The organism is Bacillus sp. COPE52 (genome assembly GCF_003355115.1).
Classification (GTDB): domain Bacteria; phylum Bacillota; class Bacilli; order Bacillales; family Bacillaceae_G; genus Bacillus_A; species Bacillus_A toyonensis.
Genome location: NZ_CP031292.1, coordinates 5,168,789 through 5,181,886 on the forward strand (window position 1 = coordinate 5,168,789; position 13,098 = coordinate 5,181,886).

Annotated in this window: 14 protein-coding genes; all 14 read right to left on the reverse strand. The window is 38.8% G+C overall.

The annotated features are described in order from the left end of the window. Window positions 1-123 precede the first annotated feature (123 nt). The 14 genes from DPQ31_RS26300 to DPQ31_RS26360 all read right to left on the reverse strand — a co-directional run bounded on the left by DPQ31_RS26300 (window position 124) and on the right by DPQ31_RS26360 (window position 12,900). Window positions 124-402, reverse strand: coding sequence for a DUF3935 domain-containing protein (locus tag DPQ31_RS26300; RefSeq protein ID WP_097854372.1), 279 nt, complete (start codon window positions 400-402; stop codon window positions 124-126). A gap of 79 nt (window positions 403-481) precedes the next feature. Further along, window positions 482-613 carry a hypothetical protein gene (locus DPQ31_RS29460; protein ID WP_001094286.1) on the reverse strand — a complete coding sequence of 44 codons (132 nt, stop codon included), beginning with the start codon at window positions 611-613 and terminating at the stop codon, window positions 482-484. Window positions 614-632: 19 nt separating this feature from the next. Then, window positions 633-1,181 (reverse strand): manganese efflux pump MntP, encoded by a 549-nt coding sequence (locus tag DPQ31_RS26305; RefSeq protein ID WP_097999790.1) that lies wholly within the window; start codon window positions 1,179-1,181, stop codon window positions 633-635. 77 nt (window positions 1,182-1,258) lie between these two features. Further along, window positions 1,259-2,299, reverse strand: a complete 1,041-nt coding sequence (locus tag DPQ31_RS26310; protein ID WP_016107303.1) for an L-threonylcarbamoyladenylate synthase — start codon at window positions 2,297-2,299, stop codon at window positions 1,259-1,261. A gap of 108 nt (window positions 2,300-2,407) precedes the next feature. Continuing rightward, entirely contained in the window at window positions 2,408-2,866 is a 459-nt protein-coding gene (locus DPQ31_RS26315) for a GNAT family N-acetyltransferase (protein WP_000758449.1), read from the reverse strand. A 49-nt stretch (window positions 2,867-2,915) separates the two neighbouring features. Next, a complete protein-coding gene (gene spoIIR, locus DPQ31_RS26320) occupies window positions 2,916-3,779 on the reverse strand; it encodes a stage II sporulation protein R (RefSeq protein ID WP_000745083.1) in 864 nt (287 codons plus the stop codon). A gap of 113 nt (window positions 3,780-3,892) precedes the next feature. Beyond that, a complete protein-coding gene (prmC, locus tag DPQ31_RS26325) occupies window positions 3,893-4,744 on the reverse strand; it encodes a peptide chain release factor N(5)-glutamine methyltransferase (RefSeq protein ID WP_001267071.1) in 852 nt (283 codons plus the stop codon). After that, window positions 4,744-5,811: a peptide chain release factor 1 gene (gene prfA, locus DPQ31_RS26330; protein ID WP_000887062.1), complete on the reverse strand. Its 1,068-nt coding sequence runs from the start codon at window positions 5,809-5,811 to the stop codon at window positions 4,744-4,746. The genes prmC and prfA overlap by 1 nt, the downstream gene beginning before the upstream one ends. A gap of 391 nt (window positions 5,812-6,202) precedes the next feature. After that, window positions 6,203-6,790, reverse strand: a complete 588-nt coding sequence (locus DPQ31_RS26335; protein WP_000280853.1) for a thymidine kinase — start codon at window positions 6,788-6,790, stop codon at window positions 6,203-6,205. A gap of 108 nt (window positions 6,791-6,898) precedes the next feature. Beyond that, complete coding sequence (locus DPQ31_RS26340; protein ID WP_000643435.1) at window positions 6,899-7,144, reverse strand: type B 50S ribosomal protein L31; 246 nt, start codon at window positions 7,142-7,144, stop codon at window positions 6,899-6,901. A gap of 640 nt (window positions 7,145-7,784) precedes the next feature. Next, the gene (rho, locus tag DPQ31_RS26345) at window positions 7,785-9,056 is read right to left on the reverse strand and encodes a transcription termination factor Rho (protein ID WP_001053898.1); all 1,272 of its coding nucleotides are present in this window, start codon (window positions 9,054-9,056) and stop codon (window positions 7,785-7,787) included. Window positions 9,057-9,327: 271 nt separating this feature from the next. Beyond that, window positions 9,328-10,293: a class II fructose-bisphosphatase gene (glpX, locus tag DPQ31_RS26350; protein WP_000442336.1), complete on the reverse strand. Its 966-nt coding sequence runs from the start codon at window positions 10,291-10,293 to the stop codon at window positions 9,328-9,330. Between the two features lie 116 nt (window positions 10,294-10,409). After that, window positions 10,410-11,699: a UDP-N-acetylglucosamine 1-carboxyvinyltransferase gene (murA, locus tag DPQ31_RS26355; protein WP_000413255.1), complete on the reverse strand. Its 1,290-nt coding sequence runs from the start codon at window positions 11,697-11,699 to the stop codon at window positions 10,410-10,412. Window positions 11,700-12,042: 343 nt separating this feature from the next. Continuing rightward, window positions 12,043-12,900: a class II fructose-bisphosphate aldolase gene (locus DPQ31_RS26360; protein WP_001131849.1), complete on the reverse strand. Its 858-nt coding sequence runs from the start codon at window positions 12,898-12,900 to the stop codon at window positions 12,043-12,045. Window positions 12,901-13,098: the final 198 nt, after the last annotated feature.

Genomic DNA, 13,098 nt, shown 5'->3' on the forward strand with positions numbered 1-13,098 from the left:
TGCGAGAGAGCGAAATGACCGGAGATTCTAGCCGCTGGAGCTGGATATATCTAAAAGCGAAGGTAACTTAATTACTTCCATCACTCAAAAATAAAATCCCCCGCTAAGAAGCGGGGGATTTTATCATTGTAATTCTTCCTTCTTTTCCTCTAAAGTAGGCAATTTCTCTTTTTTCGGTTTCCCAAGCTTAATTACTAAGAAATATAGGGAAAGCAATGTAATAAGAAAAACAATTAAAAACGGGTATGGAGAATAAAAAGTACGCGCTGCCTCAGTCTTTCCGGCAACAAACTTCAATGACTCAATATCTAAAAACTCAGCAAACATTTGTACACCGAGCATACTAAACCAAAAAACAAAAAAACTAATAATAATACCAAAAACTTGCTTCAATCTCGTCATTCATCTCATCCTTTCTATATCTGTAATTTTTAGTGCAATAAATATAGTACAAACAAAATATGCACAGAAAGGAACCATCTCACCATTCACGAATTAACTTAATCCAACCTAACATCGAAATTTGCAAAATAATACCCCAAATTATAAGTCTTCTTAGCCATCGAGGAAAGAAGGTTAAAAACTTAACATACCATTCCAATAGCGTGTTCATAATTCCCTCCTACATAAAATTATATAGGAAAAAGGATATATAATCCAAATCCAACCAGAATGATACCACCTACTATCTCACCATATGTACCGAGTATACTTTTCGCATGTCTACCAATTAATAAACCAAACCACGCTAATAACATGCTAATAAATCCAAAAAGTAATATTGTAATAATCGTCTGTGCTCCGTAAATACCAAGACTAAGGCCTACCGAAAAGCTATCTATACTGACGCCAAATGCAAATACAAATAAACTAATTCCAATAGGAGCAGTTCTAGTCTCTTCGTTTTCTAAAATAGACGAATATACGATATAAAACCCTAGACCAATTAATAAAATAGCACCTGCAAAATGTGCAATGTCCCCATACTTCTCTGATAAAAAACGACCTAATACCATTCCTATAAATGGCATGATAATATGAAAAATCCCTATCGTCATACCGATATACAGGATTTGTCTTAACTTTAAGGTCATCATCCCCATACCAAGACTCACCGAGAACGCATCCATCCCTAAGGCGAATGCCATAATTATTAAAGGTATTAGCTGTTCAAACGTCATTCATGTCCCTCCTCGGACGTGCTACTTCAAAATATGCTTATCCGAGGAGAAATATTCTGTTTGCTAATCGTACCTTATCATTCAGTAATAATATGATGTCCTGCCGCTTTTGTTAAGCGATTCATAATTGCATTCCCTATTCCGTCATTCGGGAACGACTCACTAAAAATAACATCCACTTCACTTGCATCAAACGTTCTAAGTACATCATATAATTTGGTCGCAACGCTAGCTAAATCACTTCGCATACCACAAGATAATACGACATCTGCACTATATACATGCTGATACTCTTCTGTCGTTAATACACCTACTTTAAATCCTTCTTCCTTCTTCTTATCCACAAGACGCTGAATAAACTCACGTGATCCTTCAACAATACTAAGTGGCGCTTTCGGTGCATAATGTGTATATTTCATTCCAGGTGATTTCGGTTTTTCCTTCTCATCCTTTAAAGCTGGATCTAAAGAAACAGTACCTATTACTGCTTCCAATTGTTCTTTCGTAATCCCGCCTGGACGTAAAATTGTTGGAATCTCACTTGTACAATCGATTACAGTTGATTCAACGCCTACTCCCGTTGCCCCACCATCAACAATACCTGCAATCTTTCCATTCAAATCTTCATATACGTGAGAAGCTAACGTCGGGCTTGGACGCCCTGAACGATTCGCACTCGGTGCTGCAACCGGTACATTCGCCTCCTCAATAAGAGCGAGCGCTACTGGATGATCCGGCATTCTTACTCCAACCGTATTAAGACCTGCCGTCACCTTCTCAGAAATACCTTCTTTTCTTGGCAAAATAATCGTTAATGGTCCTGGCCAAAAGTGTTCCATTAACTTCTCCGCAACCGGTGGAATTTCATTTACAATCCCATCTAACTGAGATTTTGTACCTATGTGAACAATAAGTGGATTATCACTTGGTCTCCCTTTTGCTTCAAAAATTTTCGCAATTGCTTCATCATTCATCGCGTTTGCACCTAGCCCATATACCGTTTCCGTAGGGAAGGCAACCGCTTCGTTTTCTCTTAATAGTCTTGCTGCTTCTTGTAACTGTGGATAATATTTTTTTCTTTCCACAACATTATCCACAACCCACATATTTGTGTGCATTTTTTTCCACGTCCTTTTCTACCCTGAAATACTTGTCTATTTTTAGTTTACTATGAGATTTATCCAAAAGACAAACAAGGTTTATCCACAAAATGTGGATAAACCTAATTAATCCGTGGATAACTTTGTGAATAGCTGACAATTTAGTATTATTGCATTCGGCTCTTTTATATTTTTACAAAAGTGTTCTAGCTGTCGAATTCCCTCTGGCACTTTCTCTCTCTCTATAGTGACAAAGTCAAAAAACTGAAAGATTGTTATAGATTGTGGATGATTTGTTAGTAAGTACAATTGTCGAATATTTTTTTCTTTCATATACTGCAAAAACATTTCAAAAAAATATAAGAAAGTCTGTTTATCCACATGAGGTGTGAATAAACAAGAACGAATAAGTGCATTTTCTTCACTTTGTTCATATCCAATTACAGCTCGTATTTCTTCCGCCTCTTCCAAAATCATAAATTGTGCGTATAACTCATTTATTTTATCATCTTTTTTATTAGCTTGTCCGAAAAAAGAATGTAATCTTTCTACATCCTCTTTCGTAGCAAAATACACTTTCTTCATAATAAATCCCTCCTCATCTTTATATATGAGAAGGGACTTGTTAATAGTACTATTTAGAAAATAAAGATGTAAAAGCTTCTACAATAAATAATTTAACTTCTGGCTTTTTTTCTTCCTCTTCCACTTGTACATACTCATTTTGTTTTTCTTGCTTTTTCTCCACAGGATTCTCCACTTTTTCCACTGTTTTTGTTTCTTCTTTACTTACAGGCTGTTCTTCTACTTTTATTTCACTTTTTACTACTTTCTTTTCAGAAGCTGTTACCTTTTTTGCTACTTCCTGTTTTACAACTTTCTTTTCCTTCACCTTATCCTCTTCTATCTTTGGTGAATCGACTATATCCCCTTCAGCTTGTTCCACTTGATCTTCTTCAGGAGATTCAGCCTTCACAACATGCTCTTCTTTTCTTACAGCTGTACCACTTGAAAAATCTAAGAAACACATTGGAGGAAATAACACACACCACCAATTCGCCCCTTCACCTTTTCCAATTGTAATGAGTACCGCTTCATATTCTCCTGCTGGATAAATAAAATTCCCATATACCTTTGTAGGAAACTTTACATTCTTACCAAATTTCACTTGGAATGACTCTGTACTGCCTTCCTTTTTTAGCGTGTTTTTCACTGTTTTTTCGATTTCTGGAATATGACTTTGAATTACCTTTCGCGCCTCTTCAAATGACGTTAAATCTGCTACCCATCCATCAATTTGCGCTTTTACTTCATCGCGTACTTTACGCTTTAACGCCTGATCTTTATCTGAATCACTATTTGCTAAAATTCGTAATCGAACGGCCTCTTTCGGAATAACAGAAGGCCCTTTCGCATCAGCTTTCATATATCCAAACTGCACAAGTAACTGTGCACCAATTAATAATAGAAGAAGATAAGCAATAACTTGTTTTTTCATTTCCTCCACCGTCCCCTCTACAAACAGTGTGGACAGACTTTCATCTTTCTAAACTATTAAATTCAAAATCTATATGAATTTTCCCCACAAAAAAATAGAGTAAGGTGTGAACCTTACTCCATCTCTGCAAATACCATACGATCTTTTCCGTTAATATCAAAAACAACTTCAACATGAGCATGCGGAAAGGCTTGTTGTAACAATTCCTTTACATCCTCACCTTGCCCTACTCCAATTTCAAATGCCACAATTGCTTTCTTCTGCAACACGTTCGGCAATTCTTCCATAAAACGGCGATAGAAATCTAATCCATCTTCACCGCCAACAAGTGCTCTCTTTGGTTCATGCTCTTTCACAACAGGAGAAAGACCACGCCAATCCTCTTCTGGTATATATGGAGGGTTTGAAACGACAACATCTAACTTTTGATCTATTTTATAAAATGGTGACAATAAATCACCGTGATAGAACGTTACTTCTGCACCCAAAGATTTTGCATTTTCTTTTGCAACTTCAATCGATTCTCGTGCAATATCTACCGTATACACATGAAGATTTTTATTTTCTAAAGCGAGCGTAATAGAAATTGCTCCACTACCTGTACCAATATCCGCTACATGAAGTTTCTCATTACCAAAATGACGCTCAATTCGCTCTAGCACTCCTACTATAAGCTCTTCCGTTTCAGGCCTTGGTATTAATACCTCTTCATTCACAAAAAACGAGCGTCCATAAAACATTTCATAACCGAGCATATATTGGATTGGAATACCTTCCACGTGCTTGTGGATAAATTCTGCAAAACTTTTCTCTTGTTCCGCGGTTATCTCTTCACGCATATTCATGAGCATTCCTGTTCTGTTCGTCTTTAATACATGACAAAGGACAAGTTCTCCCGCATTTTCATCTCGTCCATTTTCCTGTAAAAAAGAAGAAGCCCATTTCAGGGCTTCATAGACACGCATTACTCAGCTGCCTCCATCTTTTGCGCCTGATCTTCCATCACTAAGGCATTGATGAAATCATCTAACTTACCTTGTAGGATTTGATCTAGCTTTTGAATCGTTAAGCCGATTCGATGGTCAGTTACACGGTTTTGCGGGAAGTTATACGTACGAATACGCTCTGAACGGTCTCCCGTACCAACAGCTTGTTTACGGTTTTGATCGTACTCAGCTTGCGCTTCTTGTCTGAATTTATCATAAACACGTGCACGTAATACTTTCATTGCTTTTTCTTTATTCTTAATCTGTGATTTCTCATCCTGACAAGATACAACTACACCAGTCGGTAAATGCGTTAAACGTACCGCTGACATCGTTGTATTAACGCTCTGTCCACCAGGACCACTAGAAGCAAATGTATCAACACGAACATCTTTTTCATGAATAGTAATCTCTACTTCTTCTGCCTCTGGTAATACAGCTACAGTTGCTGTAGATGTATGAATACGTCCACCAGATTCCGTTTCAGGAACACGTTGTACACGGTGAGCACCATTCTCGAATTTCAGCTTCGCGAAAGCACCTTTACCGTTAATCATAAAGATAATCTCTTTATATCCACCTAACTCTGTATAGCTCGCTTCGATAATTTCAGTTTTCCAACCTTGCACCTCAGCATAACGGCTATACATACGATATAAATCACCAGCAAATAAAGCTGCCTCATCACCACCAGCAGCACCACGAACCTCCACGATAACGTTTTTATCATCATTAGGGTCTTTTGGAACAAGTAAAATTTTCAGACGTTCTGATAATGTTTTCTCTTGTCCTTCTAATTCAGAGACTTCTTCCTTAACCATTTCACGCATATCAGCGTCTAACTTATCTTCTAACATTGCTTTTGCATCTCGTAATTGCTCACGAACATCTTTATACTCACGGTACACCTCTACCGTTTCTTGCATATCAGATTGTTCTTTTGAATACTCACGAAGCTTATTTGTATCGCTAATAACCTCTGGGTCACTTAACAATTCATTTAACTTCTCATAACGATCTTCTACAGCTTGCAAACGATCTAACACATCATTCACCTCTACATCCTAGTATCTAATACAAATAGTATATGGTACTTACTCAAAAAAACGCAAATTATATTTAAAAGCGCAAGCGGCTCGCTCAGAATCGCAGGCCATTGGAGCTCTCGACCTTGAAGCGCTTTTTGCTTCGAGCGAGAGAGCGAAATGGCCTGCGATTCTAGCCGCTGGAGCTAGATAATATATTTAAAAGTGGCGGTGGCTCTTTCAGCTCTGACCAGCCAAGGTTCTTTCGACCTAAAGGTGCTTTTTACCTTTCGGGCGGAAGGTTCTTAGATGCGAAGAGCTAGCCACCAGAACTAGATATATTTAAAAGCGCAAGCGGCTTGCACCACTCATTCTCTCTATTTTGAAAAAAACCCGCCCTACAAAGCGAGTTTTACTTATTTTTGTTTGCAGGAACTGCATGACAATGACGACAACGTGGTTCGTACGATTCTGAAGCTCCAACTAAAATAATCGGATCATTAAATGCCGCCGGCTCTCCATCAATTAATCGTTGTGTACGACTTGCCGGAGATCCACATGCAGAACATACTGCTTGCAGTTTTGTTACGTGTTCAGCAATCGCCATCAGCTGAGGAACTTGTCCAAATGGTAGACCACGGAAATCTTGGTCTAAACCAGCTACAATGACACGATAGCCACGATTTGCCAATACTTGCACCACTTCCACAATGTCCCCATCAAAAAATTGCACCTCATCGATTGCAATAACATCCAACTCTTCTGTAATATGTTCAAATATATCCTTTGAAGCTGAAACAGGAACTGCTTTTACCTTTAATCCGTTATGTGATACAACATCTTCTTCACTATAACGATTATCAATACATGGTTTAAATACAATTGCATGTTGTTTCGCAAATTGCGTGCGGCGCACACGGCGGATTAGCTCTTCTGATTTACCAGAAAACATACTACCGCAAATCACTTCAATCCAGCCATTTTGATTTATTAAGTACATGAAGCTCTCCTTTCATCTACTTTTTAGTTAAAAGTAGGGTAAAGGTATAATATTTTCGCAAAAAAAACAGACAAGCGAATACATACACTTGCCTGTTTTATGTTTTTATTACTTGATACCGTATTTCTTATTGAAGCGATCAACGCGTCCGTCTGCAGTAGCAAACTTCTGACGTCCAGTGTAGAATGGGTGAGAATCAGAACTGATCTCAACTTTTAGTAATGGATAAGTGTTACCATCTTCCCACTCAACAGTTTCGCTAGAGCCTTTAGTAGACCCGCTTAAGAATTTGAAGCCTGTGTTTGTGTCCATGAATACAACTTTCTTGTAATCTGGGTGAATTCCTGCTTTCATTCTTTTCATCTCCTTCCGCCCTGAATCATTTTCGAAACAGAGTTTTTCATCTTCAGCTGCATACACAACTATATTGATGAAACACATATGATGAAATTATAACAAGGCTAACTTCATTTTGCAACTACCTGTTTTTGTCTTTTTAAATTAAAAGTGGAGACGGCTCGTTCAGCTCTGACTGGCTAAGGTTCTCTCGCACAAAAGGTGCTCTTTACCTTTAGTGCGGGAGGTTCTTAGACACGAAGAGCTAGCCGTCGGAACTAGATACAATTTAAAAGCATAAGCGGCTCGTTCAGAATCCAGGACACTTCAAACTCTCGACCTTGAAGCGCCTTTTGCTTCGAGAGAGTGAAATGACCGGAGGTTCTAGCCGCTGGAGCTGGATATTATCTTAAAGTGGAGGTGGCTTGCTTAGCTCTGGCTAAGGTTCTTTCGCCCTAAAGGTGCTTTTTACCTTTCGGGCGGAAGGTTCTTAGATGCGAAGAGCTAGCCGCCAGAACTGGATACAATTTAAAAGCGCAAGCGGCTCGTTCAGCTCTGACTGGCTAAGGTTCTCCCACTTACTTCTCCCTTTAACATCACCTAAAAAACATAAAAAAACTCGCTTACTACGAAATAAGCGAGTCCCAATCTTTTCCCTTTACTTAGTTGTTACATACCTTTTCGAGTCTGCAACAATGTTTTGTAAAAATTCTTCATTTGTCTTTGTTTGACGAAGTTTACGTAAGAAACCTTCAACGAAGTCTGGTGTATCACGCATTGTTTTACGAATACCCCACAACTTGTCTAAATGCTCTTTCGGAATTAATAGATCTTCTTTACGCGTACCAGAGCGACGAATATCAATCGCTGGGAAGATACGACGCTCAGCTAATGAGCGATCTAAGTGAAGTTCCATATTTCCAGTTCCTTTAAATTCCTCGTAAATTACATCGTCCATACGAGACCCTGTATCAACGAGCGCTGTTGCTAAAATCGTTAAGCTACCGCCCTCTTCAATATTACGCGCAGCCCCAAAGAAACGCTTCGGTCTATGGAAAGCCGCTGGGTCGATACCACCCGATAATGTTCTACCACTTGGCGGAATAACGAGGTTGTAAGCTCGCGCTAAACGGGTAATACTATCCATTAAAATGATAACGTCTTTTTTGTGCTCTACAAGACGCATTGCACGTTCTAACACAAGTTCAGCTACTTTAATATGATTTTCTGGTACTTCATCAAAAGTAGAACTTACAACATCGCCCTTAACAGAACGTTCAATGTCTGTTACTTCCTCTGGACGCTCATCAATTAGAAGCACAATTAATTCTGCTTCTGGATGATTTGTTGTAACGCTGTGTGCAATTTCTTTTAATAGACTTGTTTTACCCGCCTTTGGAGGCGCAACAATTAAACCACGTTGTCCAAATCCAACTGGTGCGATTAAATCCATGATGCGTGTCGGTAACTTTTTCGGTTCCGTTTCCAATTTCATTTGGCGATCTGGGTATAATGGTGTTAATGCAGGGAAATGCACACGCTCTTTTGCTGACTCTGGATCATCTCCGTTTACAGCTTCAACTTGTAATAATCCAAAATAGCGTTCATTTTCTTTCGGAGGTCGTACTTTACCAGAAACCTTATCTCCATTACGTAAATCGAAACGACGAATTTGCGAAGCTGAGATATAAATATCTTCTGAGCTTGGAGAATAGTTGATAGGACGTAGGAATCCAAATCCTTCTGATTGAATAATTTCTAATACGCCTTCCATGAAAAAGAAACCTTCTTTTTCTGCTCGAGCTTTTAAAATGGCGAAGATTAATTCTTTTTTCGTTAATTTGCTATAATACGAAATCTTAAATTCTTTCGCAAGCTCGTATAACTCTTTTAATTTCATGTTTTCTAATGCTGCAATTGACAAATTCATTCAGACACCACACTTTAACGTTATTCTCTTTTCACATGGGTAAAGGGAAAAAATACGGAAGGCAAATAATTAATAATGAAAGGCAATAAGTTCAAGTAGGGTAATATTCACTATTGTAACCCTTTTATCTAGTTTTAATCAATACGTTGGGACACAAATACAATAAGCGAAGACAAGAAAATTTGTCTTCGCTTATTATTTAATCTAGTTTTAACAACTAGAATGGTCGGTAGCTTTGCTTCTTCCATTCTGAACGAGCCGCTTGCACTTTTTATTTAATAACCAAGTTCGGTTTTTTATTTAAACTATGGCGTCCGTCTACGAAACGTACTGTACCTGATTTTGCACGCATAACAAGAGATTGTGTTGTTCCAACGCTACCTTTAAATTGAACGCCTCGTAACAATTCTCCGTCTGTTACACCTGTTGCTGCAAAGATTGCATCGTCACCCTTTACTAAGTCTTCCATACGAAGGATACGATTTATATCTTCAATACCCATTTTTTTACAACGAGCTAATTCAGCTTCATTTTGAGGAAGAAGCTTTCCGTGGATTTCTCCACCTAAACATTTTAATGCGACAGCTGCTAATACTCCTTCAGGAGCCCCACCAGAACCGAATAAAATATCTACACCTGTACGGTCAAATGCTGTATTGATTGCTCCAGCTACATCTCCATCGTTAATCAATTTAATACGAGCACCAGCTTTACGAATTTCTTCGATAATTGCTTGATGACGTGGACGGTTTAAAACTGTTGCTACAACATCTTCAATATCCTTGTTTTTTGCTTTCGCAACTGCACGTAAGTTATCAATAATAGGGGCATCAATATCAACGGCTCCAACTGCTTCTGGACCAACCGCGATTTTATCCATGTACATGTCAGGAGCATGTAACAAATTACCATGATCTGCAATTGCAATAACGGCAAGTGCATTCCATCCGCCAGCTGCTACAATGTTTGTCCCTTCTAAAGGATCAACTGCAACGTCTACGCGCGGGCCATACCCTGTACCTAATTTCTCTCCGATATACAGCATTGGCGCTTCATCCATCTCACCTTCACCAATTACAACTGTACCTTTCATCGGAATTGTATCAAATACATCACGCATAGCAGACGTTGCTGCACCGTCTGCTTCATCCTTTTTCCCGCGTCCCATCCAACGCGCTGATGATAATGCTGCAGCCTCTGTTACACGTACTAACTCCATAGATAAACTTCTTTCCACGATAATCCCTCTCCTTTAAGCCTTTATATTTCTGCCGTATTTTGTGAACTTTATTTTTCTATAAAGTGTACTTCCGCAAATAGTGATACTTCGCTCCCCACTTGCGGAAGTATCACTTATGCGTTCTTCATCTCTTCAATTTCTTGCTCTGTCATTTGTTCTCGCCAAATGTTTGCACCAAGACCTTTAAGCTTGTCTACTATATTTTCATAACCTCGATCAATATGCTCAAGTCCGGTTACTTCTGTAATTCCATCCGCCATTAATCCTGCAATAACAAGCGAAGCCCCAGCTCGTAAGTCACTCGCCTTTACTTTTGCACCTTGTAATAAAACAGGACCAGTTACAATTGCCGAACGACCTTCTACTTTAATTTGTGCATTCATACGACGTAATTCATCAATATGTTTGAAACGAGCGCCGTAAATTGTATCCGTTACAACTCCCGTCCCGTGCGCCTTTGTTAAAAGCGTCGTAAACGGCTGTTGTAAATCTGTTGCGAAACCTGGATATACAAGCGTTTTTATATCAACTACTTTTAACCTTCTATTACCGTTCACTGTAATTTGATCATCGTTCGTTTCAACTTGAACACCAGCTTCTCTTAGCTTTGCAGTAACTGACTCTAAATGCTGAGGAATAACATTATCAACTGTTACTTCTCCTCCTGATGCCGCTCCTAAAATCATATACGTACCAGCCTCAATACGATCTGGAATGATAGTATGGTGACAACCATGCAGTGAGTCCACACCATCAATTCGGATTACATCTGTACCAGCACCTTTAATGCGTGCTCCCATGCTTGTTAACAATGTAGCTACATCAATAATCTCGGGTTCTTTCGCTGCATTTTCAATAACAGTTCTACCTTTCGCTCGGACAGCTGCTAGCATAATATTAATCGTAGCCCCTACACTAACAACGTCTAAATAAATACGTGCCCCGCGCAATTCATCTGCTCTTAAATAGATAGCACCTTGTTCATTCGTAACATGTGCACCTAACGCTTCAAACCCTTTAATATGCTGATCAATCGGCCTCGGTCCTAAATGACATCCACCTGGAAGCCCAATAACAGCTTTTTTAAAACGACCAAGCATCGCACCCATTAAATAATAAGAAGCACGCAACTTTTTCACTTTTCCATTTGGTAAAGGCATCGCAACCATGTTAGAAGGATCGACTACCATCTCTTCCTCCTGCCCATATGTTACTTTCCCTCCAATTTCCTCTAGTAAGTCTCCTAACATTTTCACGTCCGAAATATTAGGAACTCCACCAATGGTTACTGGAGTATCTGCTAAAATTGTCGCTGGAATTAGTGCAACAGCGCTGTTTTTCGCACCACTCACTCGAATTGTTCCATTTAAAGCTCTTCCGCCTTCAATTAGCAATTTTTCCATATTGAGCTCCCTTCTTGTGAATGTATTTACCTTCTAAATTCTTTATAAAAAGAATTAGAAGATTCCCCTTAACAATCTCAATCACTCTTTCCATCCCAAAACTCAATAAATAGGAAACCATTATCTCCATTTCTCCTATATTCCGAATAGATAAAGATTAACTATTCATCGAGCAAAATTTATCAATTTAGATACGTTATCACATTTATTAATAGGACTATGCACATTATTTTCTATTTCAAAAACGAAATGATAAAAATCTTTAGACTTGTTCACGCTTTCATTATACAACGAAAGGAAACCGTCTAAAAGACTAGACGGTTTCCAAAACGGAATTTTATTCTTACGCTTTACCGTTAGAACCGAATTCGCGAATTTTACCAGCAACAGTTGCTTTGATAGCTTCGCGGCCAGGTCCAATATATTTACGAGGATCGTAAACTTCTTGATCTTTGTTTAATGCTTCACGAACAGCTTTTGTAAACTCAATTTGGTTCTCAGTGTTTACGTTAATTTTTGAAGTACCTAAAGAAATAGCTTTTACGATATCAGCAGTTGGGATACCAGTACCACCGTGTAATACTAAAGGTACGCCAGTGAAGTCGCGAACTTGCTCCATTTCTGCGAATCCTAAGTTAGGCTCACCTTTGTAAGGACCGTGTACAGAACCTAAAGCTGGAGCTAGGCAGTCGATGCCAGTTGCTTCAACAAGGTGCTTACACTCTGCAGGATCAGCGTAAATTACGCCTTCAGCGATGATATCATCTTCTTGTCCGCCAACTGTTCCAAGCTCAGCTTCAACAGATACGTTACGAGCGTGTGCGTATTCTACCACTTTTTTAGTAGTTTCAACGTTTTCTTCGAATGGGTGGTGAGAAGCGTCAATCATTACAGATGTGAAACCTGCATCGATTGCTTCTTTACATTTTTCGAAGCTTGAACCATGGTCAAGGTGAATCGCTACAGGAACAGTAATGTTCATTTCTTCGATTAAAGCTTTAACCATAGCTACAACTGTTTTGAAACCAGTCATATGACGAGCTGCACCCTCAGATACACCTAGGATTACAGGAGATTTTTCTTCTTCCGCAGCAGCTAAGATAGCTTGAGTCCACTCTAAGTTGTTCATGTTGAATTGACCAACTGCGTATTTTCCTTCTAGTGCTTTGTTTAGCATTTCTTTCATAGAAACTAAAGGCATGGTGAATCCTCCTAAAAAACGTTTTTTGTATCCGATAAATTCTTATCGCTGGTAGTATGACCAGAATAAGGTAAAATATGTATATTTACATACCGGACTTTTTTCTACACTCAATAGGATAACAACTTGTACTCAAAAACTCAACTGTATTCACCTGCTCAATAGTCCATGTAAACGCTTTTTTCCATATTTTTTATA